10 protein-coding genes and 1 other RNA gene are annotated in these 16,772 nt (G+C 48.3%); all 11 read left to right on the top strand.

The window, feature by feature from the left end; translation table 11 throughout:
- Window positions 1-875: DUF2961 domain-containing protein (locus B1748_RS33260; RefSeq protein WP_143810441.1), on the top strand; the 875-nt coding region annotated here is incomplete at its 5' end.
- Between the two features lie 130 nt (window positions 876-1,005).
- Window positions 1,006-1,983, top strand: coding sequence for a Gfo/Idh/MocA family protein (locus tag B1748_RS33255; protein ID WP_256976100.1), 978 nt, complete (start codon window positions 1,006-1,008; stop codon window positions 1,981-1,983).
- Between the two features lie 277 nt (window positions 1,984-2,260).
- The gene (locus B1748_RS33250; RefSeq protein ID WP_087572270.1) at window positions 2,261-3,079 is read left to right on the top strand and encodes a ribose-phosphate diphosphokinase; all 819 of its coding nucleotides are present in this window, start codon (window positions 2,261-2,263) and stop codon (window positions 3,077-3,079) included.
- Entirely contained in the window at window positions 3,076-4,566 is a 1,491-nt protein-coding gene (locus tag B1748_RS33245) for a nicotinate phosphoribosyltransferase (RefSeq protein ID WP_087572269.1), read from the top strand. Before B1748_RS33250 ends, B1748_RS33245 begins: the two co-directional genes overlap by 4 nt.
- Before the next feature lie 175 nt (window positions 4,567-4,741).
- Window positions 4,742-7,909, top strand: a complete 3,168-nt coding sequence (rnr, locus tag B1748_RS33240) for a ribonuclease R (protein ID WP_179215956.1) — start codon at window positions 4,742-4,744, stop codon at window positions 7,907-7,909.
- A 324-nt stretch (window positions 7,910-8,233) separates the two neighbouring features.
- Entirely contained in the window at window positions 8,234-8,434 is a 201-nt protein-coding gene (locus B1748_RS33235) for a cold-shock protein (RefSeq protein WP_068678946.1), read from the top strand.
- Between the two features lie 222 nt (window positions 8,435-8,656).
- The gene (gene smpB, locus B1748_RS33230) at window positions 8,657-9,139 is read left to right on the top strand and encodes an SsrA-binding protein SmpB (protein WP_087572268.1); all 483 of its coding nucleotides are present in this window, start codon (window positions 8,657-8,659) and stop codon (window positions 9,137-9,139) included.
- 258 nt (window positions 9,140-9,397) lie between these two features.
- Window positions 9,398-9,763: a transfer-messenger RNA gene (ssrA, locus tag B1748_RS33225) on the top strand.
- Between the two features lie 372 nt (window positions 9,764-10,135).
- The gene (locus B1748_RS33220; RefSeq protein ID WP_087572267.1) at window positions 10,136-11,461 is read left to right on the top strand and encodes a DNA cytosine methyltransferase; all 1,326 of its coding nucleotides are present in this window, start codon (window positions 10,136-10,138) and stop codon (window positions 11,459-11,461) included.
- Window positions 11,442-12,518 (top strand): DNA cytosine methyltransferase, encoded by a 1,077-nt coding sequence (locus B1748_RS33215; protein ID WP_087572266.1) that lies wholly within the window; start codon window positions 11,442-11,444, stop codon window positions 12,516-12,518. Before B1748_RS33220 ends, B1748_RS33215 begins: the two co-directional genes overlap by 20 nt.
- A complete protein-coding gene (locus B1748_RS33210) occupies window positions 12,496-15,762 on the top strand; it encodes a type ISP restriction/modification enzyme (protein WP_087572265.1) in 3,267 nt (1,088 codons plus the stop codon). The genes B1748_RS33215 and B1748_RS33210 overlap by 23 nt, the downstream gene beginning before the upstream one ends.
- The last annotated feature ends 1,010 nt before the right edge of the window (window positions 15,763-16,772 follow it).

The following is a 16,772-nucleotide window of genomic DNA, read 5'->3' as shown; positions in this document are numbered from 1 at the left end:
GAAGTGTAAGCTTTGATGCAACGCTAGTGGATCGCAGGGTGTTAACGGATATAAACAATGTATTGCCAAGAGATGAAAAAGCAATGAAAGACATCATCTTTAGAGTATGGTATGACAATGAAGAACGGCCATCGATTCAAATCCCTTTTGTTGATTTTTTATGTGATATTGAATTTAGTGCGGAATATTACGATACGGTATATTTTTCGAAGATCATGTACTCGCATAATTTTAGAATTCCTATGCCGTTTAAAAAGTCGATTAGAATTGAACTGGAGAACCCTACGAACACAGATTTAATTGGATATACGGATATTCAATGGGAACAACAGCTAAGTCCAATCCCTGAAAATACCGGTTACTTATATGTCGATTATAGACGAGGTCATTTGACGATTCCTAATGAAACGCTAGAGGTCTGTGCGGTCGATCGTCCAGGTGCGATTATTGCGCATTGGTTTCAAATCGAAGGTGATCATCCTAATTGCAATCAAGGCGAAATTTTATGTGAAGCCAACATGGAATTTTATTTGCAGGGCGATTCAAAACCGTTTATGGAATACTTGGGGATAGAGGATTTATATGGATACTCTTGGGGCTTCCCTAAATTACAATCTGACCACTATGCCGCGATCATACGTAAAGATGAACTTCCAAACGGAGGAGCAAGAATTGCAATGCTTCGCTGCAGAATGAATGACGCTATACATTTTGCTAGACCGTGTACCGTAAAGTTAGATTATACCCAGGAATATTTTTCGGAATTCTCGAAGAATCCAAAGCACGAGAGTCTTCCGGAATTCAAGAAAAGAGGGAAAACAAAGGTTGAAACCAAATATTTGAGTTGTTATTACTACTACGCATTACCTCAATGACGTGAACCGCCTGCACTGCGAAATCCAACATAACGCCCCCTATGGTAAATAGCCCTTACGATACCACTCGTAACGACTCCAATGGCCTGGCCACGACTGTGCAACGACGCTCGGTTAGCAGCGAGTTACAATCCGTCGTACGGGGCTGGATTACGCGGCTCAGCGGGAGAATGCCGAAATTGTTGGCTTTGTCGATATCTATGAGGAGGCGGCCAAGGCGATGGCGGCGAAGCGGGGGCTGGATGTGCCTGTCTTTACGAGTCTTGGCGAAGCGTTGGCGGTGACGGAGGCGAATCTTGTATTCGACGTGACGATCCCGGCTAGCCATAAGGAGATCGTGACGACAGCGTTGCGCGCTGGCTGTGATGTGTTCGGCGAGAAGCCTATGGCGGAGTCTTACGAAGACGCGCTGGAGATCGTGGAGCTTAGCCAGGCGACCGGCAAGCGGTACGCCATTATGCAGAATCGCCGTTATCTAAAGCAAATTCGGGCGTTGCGGGAGGTGCTGCGATCGGGCAGCATCGGACAGGTAGGCTCGCTTCATGCGGACTTCTTTATCGGCGCTCACTTTGGCGGTTTCCGGGATGCCATGGAAAGTCCGCTCATCGTCGATATGGCCATCCATACGTTCGACCAAGCCCGGTTCATCAGCGGAGCGGATCCCGTATCCGTCTACTGTCATGAATACAACCCTCCGGGTTCATGGTACAAAGGCAACGCATCCGCCGTCTGCATCTTCGAGATGAGCGACGGGTCGGTGTATACTTATCGGGGGTCGTGGTGCGCGGAGGGCCTGAACACATCTTGGGAAGCGGACTGGCGGATTACGGGCAGCGAAGGAAGCGTGCGCTGGGACGGCCAATCCATGCCGTACGGCGAAAGGGCAAACCCGGACAAGCCCGACGGTTTCATTAGGGAGCAGTTTCGTATCGAAAGCGAAAATACGTGGCACGGTGCGGAAGGTCATCCAGGTTGCCTGGACGAAATGTTCGCCGCTCTTGAGGAAGGACGTCCGGCAGAAACGGATAGCCTGGACAATATTAAAAGCGTGAACATGGTGTTCGGTGCTGTTCGAAGCGCCAAGCTCGGGCAGAAGGTAATGTTGTAGGTGCCGTGCCGTTATAGGGCCGAAATATAGAAAAAAGTTGCTTAGATGGTCATTGCCCGTCAGAAGGACAGCCTTGCACATCTGAGCGATAGAAGCGCCCGTCAGGGTGCTTTTTTCTGCTCGGAAGGAAGAGGCGGCTAGCCGTTTTTATTGTACTTTAGCCCAAACGGACTACCTTGGATAAGGCGATTAGCCTATTTTGCAGGGAGATGGTTGACAATTATTGATATAGTCAATATGATAATATCAAATAGAAGTTGTTGGAGGGTGTACCTACATGATCGCGTTAAACGGAGTGCAGCTGACGTTCAGGACGTTCCCGAACGGGGAGACGCTGGTGGACGGCGGAGAGATCAAAGGATTGGCTAGAGAGAACAATCTGCTCGACTTTAAATACGGGAACGATGGCGACCTCATCAAGCTGATGTTCGTTAAGAAACACCTGGACGAGATGCGGAGTAAGGTATCCTTGCTCATTCGATATATGCCTTACAGCAGAATGGATCGGACGGAAGGAGACTCCGTCTTCACGCTGAAGCATACGTCGTCCTTCCTGAACGGACTCGGCTTTGAGGAGATTACGGTGGTGGAGCCGCATTCCGACGTAACGACCGCGCTGCTAGACCGGAGCAAGGCAGAATATCCGACGTCCTTGCTGCTGGCACGGGTGATGGAAGAGACGGGCTTCGACGCTTCGCGAGACTTCTTGTTTTTCCCCGATGCGGGGGCGCAGAAACGTTACGGCAAGGTGAAGGGCTTCAAGCAATTGGTGGGCTTTAAGTCGCGGGACTTCGACACCGGCGAAATTCGCAGTCTGGAGCTTGTGGGAGACATCGACACAACGGAGTTTAAAGCCATTATCGTCGACGATCTGTGCTCCTACGGGGGCACGTTCCTCCGGAGCGCGGAGCGGTTAAGAGAGGCCGGGGCCTCGGAAGTTTACTTGCTGGTCGGCCATTGCGAAGATGCTGTTTTCAAAGGGGATATGCTGGGGAGCGGGCTCGTCGACAAGGTGTTCACGACCGACACGATTCTGGACGCGGCGCAAGGAACGGAACGTATTCGTATAACTGAAATCGGAGGGATTTTATCATGACTGACAAATTCGTATACCCGGCAACGCTGTTGTGCGACTTCTATAAGGTAAGCCACAAAAACCAATATCCGAAGGGAACGGAGCTCGTCTACTCGACCTGGACGGCGAGAACGAGCCGCCTCGCGGACGTGGAGCATGTAATCGCGTTCGGTTTCCAAGCTTTTATTAAGGAATATCTGATCGCTTACTTCGACGAACATTTCTTCGGGCGGCCCAAAACGGCGGTTGTCGAGGAGTACGCCCGGGTGATCCGCCACGCGCTGGGTATCGCGGATCCGGATGCCAGCCACATCGCGGAGCTTCACGATCTGGGATACCTGCCGATCCGGATCAAAACGGTGAAGGAAGGCACGCCGGTGCCGATCAAGGTGCCGATGCTGACGATCGAGAATACGAAGCCGGAGTTCTTCTGGCTGACGAACTACCTGGAGACGCTGATGTCGTGCCAGCTGTGGATGCCTGCCAACAGCGCGACGCTTGCGTTCGAATATCGTCAAATCCTGGAGGAATACGCGCTCCGCACGAATGGCGATACGTCGTTCGTCCCTTTCCAGGGGCATGACTTCTCGATGCGAGGCATGGGCTCGCTTGAGGCGGCGATGGGCAGCGGGGCGGGCCACCTGCTGTCGTTCACGGGAACGGACACCATCCCCGCGATTCTTTACCTGGAAAATTATTACGGCGCGAATATCGAGGCGGAGCTGGTCGGCACATCGATTCCGGCAACGGAGCACAGCGTCATGTGCGCGCACGGCCGCGACGAGATGGCATCGTACCGCTATCTGATCAAGGAAGTGTACCCGAATGGCTTCGTGTCGATCGTATCGGACACATGGGATCTGTGGAGCGTCATCGACGTCGTCATTCGGGGGCTAAAAGAAGATATTCTTAGCCGCGACGGCAAAGTCGTCATTCGTCCGGACAGCGGCGATCCCGTGCTTATCCTTTGCGGCGACCCGGATGGCGAAGACGAGTTCGAGCGTAAGGGCGTAATCGAGCTGCTGTGGGAAATTTTCGGAGGCACGGTTACGGAGAAGGGCTACAAGCAGCTCGACAGCCACATCGGCGCCATCTACGGCGACGCCATCACCATCGACCGTTGCAGGGAGATCTGCGAGAAGCTGGCGGCCAAAGGGTTCGCGTCGACCAACATGGTCTACGGCATCGGCTCGTTCACGTACCAGTATAATACGCGGGATACGTTCGGCTTCGCGCTGAAGTCGACGTTTACGGTGGTAAACGGCGAGGAGAGACTTATTTTCAAAGATCCAAAAACGGACAGCAACAAGATGAAAAAGTCGCAAACGGGGCTTGTACGCGTCGTTGAAAAAGAAGGCGTCATAACCTATGTGGATAACCTCAGCAGAGAGCAATACGAGGCGTTCCCGGAGGTCGATCTGCTGGAGGATGTATTCGTGGACGGGGAGCTGGTGCGGGAGCATACGCTTGGCGATATCCGGGGCAGGCTGCTAGCGCAACTGCAATAGGTCGCAACTGACATGACAAAGGCGCCGCTTGGCAAAATATTCTGCATGAAAGATTGATTGGCTCCTATTTCGTGTATACTACATGGTATATGACTTATCTATCAACCGGCCGTATGCGCAGTTAGCGACCTGCTAGTCTGGCGAGAAGCGGCGGTTCACGAGGGGAAGGCCATCCATGGTGGAACGCGAGCAGGAACTGCTTGATTTTATGAGAGAGACGGCTTACAAGCCGATGACGTACCAAGAGCTGGAGGCGCACTTCGGCATAGAGGGAGCGGCGGAATTCAAGGAATTCCTGAAGCTGCTCAATAAATTGGAGGAAGAGGGCAAGGTGCTCCGGACGCGTACCGAGCGTTACGGGGTGCCGGAGCGGATGAACCTGCTTCGAGGCAAGATTCAGGCTCATGCCAAGGGCTTTGCTTTCCTGATCGCGGACGAGAAGGATCATCCCGACGTATACATTCACGCCAATGATCTGAAAAGCGCCATGAACGGAGACATCGTCCTCGTCCGCATTACGGCAAAAAGCGAGGGCGGCGGCCGCATGGAAGGCGAGGTTGCTCGCATCGTGCAGCGTGCTGTCACGCAGGTTGTGGGCACGTTCGAGAACCACGAGGTATATGCCTTCGTTATCCCGGACGACAAACGGATTAACCGGGATATTTTTATCGCGAAGGGTGAATTCAAGGGCGCGGTCACGGGACAGAAGGTCGTCGTACGCATCATCTCGTATCCGGAAGGGCGCTCGGCGGCTGAGGGCGAGATCGTCGAAATTTTGGGACACAAAAACGATCCCGGCGTCGACATCTTGTCGATCATTCGCAAGCACCAGCTGCCGGAAGGTTTTCCGGATGATGTAATGGCGGAGGCCGAAGCGGCTCCGGATAAGATTACAGAGGAAGAGATTCGCGATCAGGGGCGCAGGGACCTGCGCGACGAAGTCATCGTCACGATCGACGGCGAAGATGCCAAGGATCTTGACGACGCCGTACATGTAAAGGTGCTTGAGAATGGCAACTACCTGCTGGGCGTCCATATTGCCGATGTCGGTTACTATGTGCGGGAGAAGTCTGCGCTGGATCAGGAAGCGTTCCGCAGAGGCACCAGCGTGTACCTCGTGGACCGCGTGATTCCGATGCTGCCGCACAGGCTGTCCAATGGCATCTGCTCGTTGAACCCGCAGGTAGACCGGCTGACGTTGTCTTGCCATATGGAATTTGACGCAAAGACGTTGAAGCGCGTGAGTCACGATGTGTTTACGAGCGTCATTCGGACGACGGAGCGGATGACGTATTCCAATGTGCGAAGGTTGCTGACGGCTAGCGAAGAAGAGCCGGAGACAGAGCTGAAGGAGCGTTATGCCGGATTGCTCGACATGTTCGCTCTGATGGAACAGCTCGCGATGCGGCTGCGGTCCAAGCGCATGAAGCGCGGCGCGATCGATTTCGACTTCGTGGAGTCGAAGGTTCTCGTGGACGAGAACGGCAAGGCAATCGACATCGTCAAGCGCGAACGCTCCGTTGCGGAGCAAATCATCGAGGAGTTCATGCTCGTCGCGAACGAGACGGTGTCGGAGCATTTCCACTGGCTGCGCGTGCCGTTCCTGTACCGGATCCACGAGGATCCCGACCAGGATAAGCTGATGACGTTCATGCAGTTCGCGGCGAACTTCGGTTACGTCGTCAAGGGCGGCAAGGGCAACTCCGTTCATCCTCGCGCCTTGCAGACGCTGCTTGAGGAGATTCAGGGGACGAAGGAAGCGACGGTTATCTCGACGATGATGCTGCGCTCCATGAAGCAGGCGAAATACGATCCGGAGAGTCTGGGCCACTTCGGTCTGGCCGCGGAGTTTTATTCGCACTTTACGTCGCCGATCAGACGTTATCCCGATCTGGTCATCCATCGCATCATTCGCGAGGTGCTCGAAGGCGGCGGGGCGCTGACGGAGGCGCGGCATGAGGCGCTGACGGCGCGTATGCCGGACATCGCGCAGCATTCCTCGGAGCGGGAACGTCTCGCCGTAGATGCGGAGAGGGACACGGACCGGCTGAAAAAGTGCGAGTACATGCTGGATAAGGTCGGCGAGGAGTTCGACGGAATTATCAGCAGCGTGACAAGCTTCGGCATGTTCATCGAGCTGGAGAACACGGTAGAGGGTCTGATCAGGCTGAGCGATATGTCTGACGACTACTACCACTTCCACGAGCTTCATATGGTACTGATCGGCGAACGCACCTCCCGAGTATACCGAATCGGAGATGAAGTGAAGATCCGCGTGTCTCGCGTGGATATGGATGAGTACAACATCGACTTCGAGCTCGTCGACATGAAACCCCGGGGCAGCTACAAGGGCGTAGCCGACGCTGGCTTCGGCGCAGGAGGCGGACGTGGGGGTAAACGCGGCGGCTTCGGCAAGCGAAGCGATGATGGGCGCGGTGGCGGACGCGGTGCCGGCGGCGGCCGCGGCGATAGCGGGCGCGGAGGCGCTGGCCGAGGAGCCGGGAATGGCGAACGCGCCGGTGCTGTAGGCGGTCGAGGCCGCGGTGGCAATGGAGCAGGCGGACGTGGTCCGGGAGGAGCGACGCAGGGCGGCAGAGGCCGTGATGTAGGTGCTGGCTCGGGGACATGGCAGAACGCACAAGGCAGAGGACGCGGTGGCGGCGCTGCGAACGGTGCCGGAGCGGGGCAAGAAGCGCGCGGCAAACGCGGGCGTGGCGGTTCCGGTTTCAGTTCGGATCAAGGCGGATCGGGCGGAGCCAATCCTTGGGTGAACGGCGGCGGAGCATTCGACGCGGAGAACCGTTGGATGGAATACCGCGAAGGCGAGGACGGAGCGGGCACCCGCGAGGGTGCGGGCGGCGCTTCCGATGCGCGGGAGGGAGCTCGCGAAGGACGCGGCTCGAGAGCCTCGAGAGAGCAGGGCGCCGAAGGCGGCGGCATCAACTTGTCAGCTGGCGGCAAGAACCGCAAGGACATGTGGGGAATGCCGATTCCGTCGGGCGAACTGCCTGAGCGTCGCAGCGGCCGGGATGACGGAGGCGACGGCGGGCATGGTGGCGACGACGACGGCTTCTTTTATAGCAACAGCCGCCAACGAGGCGGCGGCGGTGGTCGTGGCAAGCCGGGAGGCGGCAAGGGCAGAGCAGGCAACGGCCGCGGTCCGAGCGGCGGAGGCGGCGGTCGTCGCAAGAATACGTCGACGAGCGGCGTTTTCAACGCCGGGAAGGCTGGCGGGAATGGCGGCGAGGCTGCCCCGAGCGCAGGCAGTCCGGTAAAGAGCAAGCGGAAGAAGAAAAGCGGCGGCAACGCGACAGCTGCATTCGTTCGCAAAAATCGCAAATAGTCCAGTATAAGATAAGGAAGCAGAGGATATAATAAGACGGTAATGCTCAGTATTACGGGCAATTACGCGGTGTTGGAGGGGCGTAGTGCCCGTGATGCCGGAGCGCGCTGTCGGCTGGATGAACTGGGAAAATATATTTAGACTTGTCGCTTGCTTTTTGGCGGCGGGTATTATAAACTAAAGGCAATCGAATCGATGATATGAACCTGAATTCACATATTGAAAAGGGTGTCATTAGAGTCATGAAACCCTTTCCAATGTGTGAATTTTTTGTTTAATAACGAAACAGGCGCATATTAATACACTTTTTGGAGGTAATTCCACATGCAACAAGGTACAGTTAAATGGTTCAACGCTGAGAAAGGTTTCGGCTTCATCGAAGTTGAAGGCGGAAACGACGTTTTCGTACACTTCTCCGCAATCGTTGGCGAAGGCTTCAAAACTCTTGAAGAAGGCCAACGCGTTGAGTTCAACGTAGTTGAAGGCAACCGCGGTCCTCAAGCTGAAAACGTAGTTAAGCTGTAATAGCTTAATTCCGATGAGACCGTCCTTGACCATCCGGTTGAGGACGGTCTTTCTCGTTTTTGGTTGGTTTTTATGGGACTTATGCAGGGCGTCATCGGTAGAAGATCTTTTAAGCTGAATGGTACTACGCAGTATCCTTGATTTCCCTATACAAAGTTGTTACAATGAAAAACACCAGCAAGCCTATGGCTGGAGATGCTGACCGAAAACGAGGTGAATGGCATGGGCGCTAAGAAAAACGACGGCAAGGTGCTTGCCCAGAACAAGAAGGCATCCCATGACTACTTCATCGAGGAGACTTTCGAAGCGGGCATGGTGCTGATGGGCACGGAGATCAAGTCGCTCCGGAACGGCAGGGCGAATATCGGAGATGCATTCGCGACGATCCGCGACGGCGAGATGTTCATCCACAATATGCATATCAGTCCGTTCGAGCAAGGCAATATGCATAATCCGACTGATCCTACTCGGGCTCGCAAGCTGCTGCTGCACAAGGAGCAGATTCATAAGCTGCTGGGTTTGGTCAAACGCGACGGTTACGCGATCGTGCCGCTCAAGATCTATGTTCGGAACGGTTATGCCAAACTGCTAATCGGCTTGGGCAAAGGCAAGAAGCAGTTCGACAAACGCGACACCGCAGCCAAACGCGATGCGCAGCGCGACATTCAGCGTGCGCTTAGGGAGAAGCAGAAGGTGGCTCGTTAAGCCGAGGAACAGCTTTACATGGTTGTTAAGACCAGCGTTGCCAGCAACAATTCCGAGCATTCTGTATGGATGCGTGGTATACTAAGTTTGTAGCAACGAGCAAGACTGGCAAGTCGCAAGACATGAAGTTCTGGATGAACGACTCGTAGTAGTCGCCTCATCGTTAATCCTGGAGTCCCAGTGATCTGTGCTAATCGTTGGCTGTCTAGTTATTCGCTTGATGCGAAGTGGCTGGCAGGGTGACGTTTATGCCGCATCGGGGGCGTTTATGGATTCGACGGGGATTGGACGAGCGCGAGCCAGCGGGTAGCAGGGAGTCGTCTGCTTCATCAACGCTAAAGCCTATTAAACGGCAAACAACAAACAAACTACGCTGTAGCAGCTTAATAACCTGCACACGTGCTCTCGCTCTGTATCGCCCATGTACCGGGATGAGGGCCCAACTTTAGTGGGATACGCTGTCACATCTCCGCCTGGGGTGTGCTGAAGAAGACAATCAGGCTGACCTGAACGGAAGCTGGTTACGAAGCGTCTGCTCAGGTGACATCAAATTCGTGACTACACCCGTAGAAAGCCGTGTGGCGTGATCTTCGGACAGGGGTTCAAATCCCCTCGCCTCCACCATGAAAACCCAGTCCGCATGAGGGCTGGGTTTTTCTGTGAGCAGAAATTGTAGACGGTTTGTAGACATCAGCATTTCTGATTTCTAATTTTTATTTCATTTGTAGACAACACGTCTACAAGTGAAGATAACAATAAATATCAAATGGGGATTTTTACGATGACAACTCGTTTTCTGAATTAGACGTTCTGAAAAAGTAGATGTGACTTAACTAACTGGGAAATAGGAACATTTGTTCTTATACTGAATTTTGTGTTATAATTACGAGTAAAACTAGCTATTTGTATATATAAACTGCAAGCTGTATGAGATCAACGCTGCATTGTTTATCTTAGTTATAGTATAATTAGAAATGAGTTTTTGGAGGTGTTGGTATGAAACGTTTACAGGACTTTCTGAGATCCGTTACTTCAATGGACTTTGGTTCAAATGATTATAGAAACTATAGGTCCGCACTATTCGCTGCGAGCGAAGAAGCTCTGAGTTCGTTTGAACCTATAAAGATGGGAGCATCGAAATCAAACCCTATTCAAGTGCTCGACTTTTTTAGTGGTGCTGGGGGGACTTCACTCGGCTTTGCGGCAATAAATCGCATTTCTCCAGTTTTTCGCTTCCTGGGAGGATGCGACATTAATTCTATATCAGCAGCTTCTTACAGTAAAAATTATGGTACTCCATTAATTAATAAAGATATTTTAAAGATATCTCGTAGTAGTGAAAGCATTCAAAGCTTTCTAGAGAGTATAAATTTTGACCCTAAACTCCCAACGATATTGATTGGGTGTGCCCCATGCCAAGGCTTTTCTTCTCATAGGAAAACACGATGGGATGAAGAAGATGATAATAGGAACAACCTAGTTATTGCATTTTCTCGTATTGTTTCAGAAGTGAATCCCGATGTATTTATCATGGAGAACGTTCCTGAATTTTTGTCTAACAAGTACTGGAAATACTTTAGCAAGGCAAGAGCAGCTTTTTTTGACGCAGGCTATACTGTAAAGCAACATATTTACAATGCGGCAGAATTCGGAGTTCCACAGGAACGCTTTCGTTCGATTATTATTGGTATGAAAAAGGAATTCCTATTGCCTGCGGGCATCTATGCACCGGACTCATATAGAACCGTGCGAGATGCTATAGCATCCTTAAGTCCGGTGGAAGCGGGTAAAGCCTCAGCAGAAGATTGGATGCATAAGGCAGTGGCTCACAAGGCCAGTACTCTCGAAGTAATTAGGCAAGTCCCTCATGACGGTGGGAAATTACCTGAAGGAATTGGCCCTGAGTGCTTAACACGTGTGAAAGGATTTTCGGATGTTTACGGAAGACTTAGGTGGGACAAACCTTCAATTACAATAACTCATTATGCTCGAAATCCAGCGAGTGGGCGATTTACGCATCCTGTACAAGATAGAGGACTAACTGCAAGAGAGGCAGCTAGATTACAAAGCTTCCCGGACGGTTTTTTATTTGAAGGAAAATTCGATGACATTTACCGTCAAATTGGAGAAGCAGTACCACCTTTGCTTTCTTGTGGTATTGCGTCAAGCATATTGATCGAACTTCTTTCTTGCGAACCAACGGAAGCTCAATTAAGCGCGGGTATCCAAACTGTAGATTTGCCCGTAAGTAATTCGTACTCGAGTGTTATTGCAGGTATAAAAAGCACAAGGAGGCTAAAAAATGCGGTTAACTTGTGTTGACAGCTTTTCAGGTGCGGGGGGCTTGTCATTAGGTCTTCAAGAGGCTGGTTTAGAAGTGCTTCTTAGTTTTGACATTGAACCGAAATGTATTGAGACAATCGATAAAAATAAAAAGTACTTTTCCCACCCAGCTATGTGTGAAGACATAAGAAATATGCTTGGAGGACGCTTACTAAATGATATAGGCTTAAAGCAAGGAGAACTATTCTTACTTGCTGGTGGGCCACCATGTCAAGGGTTTTCAGTACAGCGTATCGGTGAAGATAATGACAATAGGAATGATCTCGTTCTTGAATACGGAAGTCTTATTGACGAGGTTAGACCAATGTTTTTTGTAATGGAGAATGTATCAGGCATACAAGGTAAACGCGGTAATACAATCCTATCAAAATTGATAAGTGATATGGAAAATATCGGATATATTGTGCACAAGCAACTCATAAATGCAGAAGACTATGGCATTCCGCAGCGTAGGAAGCGCATTATATTGGTCGGAGAAAGAAAAGATATTGGAACGGAATATACTTTTCCAAAACCAACAGGCGAACGGCATACAGTACGAGAGACAATAGAGTTCCTTCCTGAGCCTCCCCAGGATGGAACTCCTCATTCAGAGTATCCTCTGCACAGGAGAGATCGACTATCCGATAAAAATATTAAACGCCTCATGGTGCTCAAACAAGGTCAGGGGCGCGATCATCTTCCGGACGAGTTACTAGCTGATTGTCATCGGATAGACAGCTCAATTATTGGTCATCGAAATGTTTATGGTAGAATGTTGTGGGATGACGTGGCTCCTACAATTACAGCACGTTTTGATAGTTTTACGCGTGGAATGTTCGGACATCCAGAACAATTAAGGAGCATATCGCTTTGCGAAGGAGCTTTGTTACAAACTTTTCCAGTCGATTTTATCTTTTCCGGTTCCAAAGTCGAGATTGCCCGTCAGATAGGGAATGCAGTTCCTCCTAAGTTGGCAAAAATTATTGGTAAAAGCATAATCGAATATTACCATAGAAAAGAAGTGAGAGACTTTGTCGTATCAAGCCATCATTAAAAGATATTTGACAAGCCTTCAACAGGATTATCGAGACGCTATTACAGGAAACCAACACACTGCGGAGCTTTCATTCAGACCTCCTTTGGATTCTATGTTTAGAGAATTGGCTGCAGAGCTTAACGGGAATCCGAATATCGTAGTTGTACTCGAACCTAAGAATCAGGCTCGTATGGGTAGACCTGATTGGCGTATGCATGACAGGAATACGTTGGGCGTATACGGATATATTGAAGCAAAAGGCTTGAGCCAGAATGCTTTTGATATTACTCCGTACGAAGAACAATTCAATCGTTATCTCTCATTAGGCCATAAGTTAATAATTACCGATGGTATTGATTTTTTTTACTCATTTACTGATGGTATGAGGCCACAAGTTGTTTCAATAATTAGTAAGGAAGCTATGGATCGTCCCGATTGGTCTCGACTTAATCCAAATCCACAGTTTGAGCACATGATGCGTTCGTTTTTTTCAGAACCATCGCCTCAATATTATGACGAAGGAACATTAGTTGAGCAAGTAGCGCTTAGAACACGTAATTTGTCTGATGAAATACTTCGATTTTCGGGAATTCAGTTAGACGAGGCAATGGATGATGAAGAAAGAAACTCAATCATTTTATTGGATGGATTGAAGCAACTGGTTTATAACCATAACGATCAGAATATGCGTGACGATGGTATATTTGCGGATTTTGCTGCGCAAGTTATTATGTTCACGATTTTATTTGCACATCGAGTTGAATGTACTGATGCTGATTCGGCTGTAGAAAAGGAAAGGAAAATTAGAGAGTACCTATCACGAGAAATCGTTGAAGGGCAGGCACTTCGCCCGTTTCTTACTATTATTCACTATATAAATGATTCTGGAAACGATAGTAGTTTTATCCTAACATGGACTGATGAGTGTATAAGGTTCTTATCGTTCGTTCACATGACTGAACAACAACGTCAGCGTCCTGATTACCATAAACTGTTTGAACTCTTTCTATCTAAATTCGATGCGCGTTCTCGTTTTGATTATGGTGCTTTCTATACTCCTATTGAACTATCTGACTTTATAGTCAGGTTAACAGATATGATTGTAAGACGTACTTTTGATGGACATAGTATCTTTTCAGACGGGAACATAATTATTGACCCGTGTTGTGGAACAGGATCTTTTCTCGAGAGTATAAGAAGGAACGATAATCAAAAAGGAGCGTACTTGTTGTGCGGTATTGAAATATTACCAGCGCCATATATGCTTGCAAATTATAGAATGGCGACGCTCAACATAGAAAATAATAAAGCGAGTATCCAAAATGAGTTATTACTTGCCAACACCTTAAGCAACTCTCTTTTTGGTATTCCTGTAAATACCGAAACTGTTGAAGGGTATGAGCTAAATAGAGCATATGAAATTGCTTCAAGACCGATAACACTTATTATTGGAAATCCACCGTCCTCTGATTCATCGAAGATCAACGCAGGTAATGATTTTTCAGTAATCTTGAATCTCATGGACGATTTTAGACCACCAGTACAGAACCGGCGTAGTCGCCAGAATACACAAAAACAAATTAACAACCCTTATTTACAGTTTTTACGTTGGGCGTGTGAGAAATTAGATTCGTCTCAAAATCATTCAGTTTTGGCATTAATCGTGCCATCTAGTTTTCTAGAAGTCGATTCGTATAAATTTGCAAGAAAGTTCATTATCGAGCATTTTTCCAGTGTGTGGGTAGTATCAGTAGATGCCGACGCACGGGCCGGTATTCGATCCGACAGCTTGTTTAATACCCAACAAGGACGAGCGATACTTTTTGCAACACGGCGTTACGGAGAAGCCGTTGGAATGACGAAATACATGTATTTTGATCTGTCGCGCTTTGCAAAAAAAGAAAAAACAGAATTGCTTGAGCAGAGTGCAGAAGATGTAATTGAGATGTTTACTGAACATGCCATCGACGAGGCTAATTATGGTCTTAGTCCATCGATACCATTTAATGAAGAACTTTATTCATCATATTGGCCGGTAAGCGCCGAGGCAGATGAAATTGCGATTTTTCAGCAACATTGTTCCGGTATAAAATTGGCTCCAACGAGTATCTTCACGCACTTGAAAGCACCTATGCTTAAACGGCGGAGCAAAGAAATTATGCAACGTGGGGTTACAGCTGCGGAAGAATGGATGGCAGATCAAGACAAGCCACCAAAAGCCGTGGAGACAACCTACTTTGCTGATCAATTGAATGAATATGGAAACACGAGAGCCGTCGATGCGTTGCTTGATGCGAACATTGTCGATTATGCTTTTAGGCCATTTTTACCTACGAAAGCTTTCCTTTGGCAGGACCTATTACATCGATTTAGTCGAATTGGAGGCGGTGGAACACGAAGACGGCCCGAAATCAGCGCGGCGTTTAATACTAAGGGAACTATCGGTTTTGCACTTTCTCATTCTCCTAAAGACCAAAAAGATATGTTAAAGCAATTTGCCTCATTTTGTTGGTATTATCCTGATAATGATTTATGCCGAAGAGGGAATTCTTACATATACCTTAATCAGTATCCTGTAAACGGTACTAGGAATACTGTTATTGGCAACAATATTCATGCTGAACTGTGTGCTAGCTTATCAAAACTATTAGGAGTCACAACTAATGTTGTGGCAACTGAGGTAGTGTTCTATACATTTGCTATTCTTTGTTCTCAAGTATACTTAGATGAATTCGAAGGAGCATTGTTTACGGTAAACCGCGCTGATTTACGGCCACGAATTCCAATTGTAAATAATGCTGAAGTATTTGGTCAACTAAGTGCGCTTGGACGCAGAGTGGCAGAACTCGAGAAGCGAGATTACATCCCAGAAAACCGAATGAGGTTTGATGTTGAAGCTATCCAAGCAGAGATACCAGAAAATTTTAAATTGAAACTTACTGATCAGATTTTTGATGAAGAGAATGAAACAGTTATTATTTCTGACGGAACTATAAAAATAGAGATTCCATGCCCACTTGAAGTTCAACGCATCAATATTGCAGGTTATGACATCATTAAGAATGTCTGGATGAAATTTAATTCCTACGATTATACTCACTGTGCTTTTTCACGCGATGACATTATCAGTTTACTTCACTTAATTAATAAGTTGGTAGAATACGTGTCCTTGGTTGGGGAAATTGACATTATCATGCATGATGTGATTGAGGGCAAATATTCGCTCTTGATACCTTTTGAGGAGAGAGACTTAGAGGTGTGAAATTGCATTCGTGTTAGGGTGATTATTGGGTAGTTGGATTCATGATGCACTTATAACAGAATGAATACAAGTTGAGTTATACCTGTCAATTAAGGGGTGTTCCCCCTCATACTGATAGGTATTACGCTTTTATAGGAGGTAAATTCTAGAGTCTATAATAATGTAATCTCAGTAATGGTAATATATGTAATTATTTTCATTTTAATTCAATAGTGTCTTTAAGCCGCGTTTAGAAATACATTAATGACTCCAATAAAGTAGCCAGACATGGATTTTATCCGTTTATCCATAATTCCCAAACATTGTTTATTAAGCTGAAAGTGAAACCTATTGTTGTATCTTTCAAGCGCTTCTTGCTTTTTTAGAAGTTCGTAATTGGCCTAAAGTAGCCTAATACGCATTGCCGCACGTCTGAGTATATCCTTCGCAGATCGTTCACCTTCAGAGGGACTTCCTGAAGAACCTTTCTCCCTACGCTCCGTCAGCAAACCTGCTTCACCTAGGGAGGCATATACGTTTTACAAAGATGCAAACACCTCATAGGCGTCGTAGACCCTATGATTTCAAGCTGAAAACCAGCCTACATTCATTTCAAAAGTTTGATTAAAACACAAAAAACCGTAAGATGGGCACTTTTTTCAAAGTGTCTATCATACGGGGCACAGTTCAATGATAGTGTAAGAGTCCATTTTATGGATCAACTTATTTTAACGAATACAGCCCGAGTGCGTTAGGAATAGATTATAAGAAAGTCCTTGATAACTTAGTTAGGACTTGTCTACCGCTCATCTTTCATAGAGTAGTAGAAGTGAGCGTGGAGTTTAATCATCAGAAATTCCTTCAAAAATTAACATGATCTTCCTTCTAGAATTTTAGCGAGGTAAACAAGGCTTTCATGTATGGACGGATATGATTTACTGCAAAATAACGAAGTGGCAGACGTCGCAGAGGCTTTTAACCTATCAAGCCCGTAAAGGCCCCTGTCAATCATGGTATCATTTTCGGCTTCA

The organism is Paenibacillus sp. MY03 (assembly GCF_002165585.1).
Classification (GTDB): domain Bacteria; phylum Bacillota; class Bacilli; order Paenibacillales; family Paenibacillaceae; genus Pristimantibacillus; species Pristimantibacillus agaridevorans.
Note: the sequence above shows the minus strand (reverse complement) of the source record. Positions and strands in the feature narration are given on the sequence as shown.

Excerpts from the sequence above, each read along its gene's own strand:
- B1748_RS33235 (WP_068678946.1), top strand. The coding sequence starts at position 8,234 with ATGCAACAAGGTACAGTTAAATGGTTCAACGCTGAGAAAGGTTTCGGC.
- B1748_RS33220 (WP_087572267.1), top strand. The coding sequence starts at position 10,136 with ATGAAACGTTTACAGGACTTTCTGAGATCCGTTACTTCAATGGACTTT.
- B1748_RS33215 (WP_087572266.1), top strand. The coding sequence starts at position 11,442 with ATGCGGTTAACTTGTGTTGACAGCTTTTCAGGTGCGGGGGGCTTGTCA.
- smpB (WP_087572268.1), top strand. The coding sequence starts at position 8,657 with ATGGGCGCTAAGAAAAACGACGGCAAGGTGCTTGCCCAGAACAAGAAG.
- B1748_RS33250 (WP_087572270.1), top strand. The coding sequence starts at position 2,261 with ATGATCGCGTTAAACGGAGTGCAGCTGACGTTCAGGACGTTCCCGAAC.
- B1748_RS33245 (WP_087572269.1), top strand. The coding sequence starts at position 3,076 with ATGACTGACAAATTCGTATACCCGGCAACGCTGTTGTGCGACTTCTAT.
- rnr (WP_179215956.1), top strand. The coding sequence starts at position 4,742 with ATGGTGGAACGCGAGCAGGAACTGCTTGATTTTATGAGAGAGACGGCT.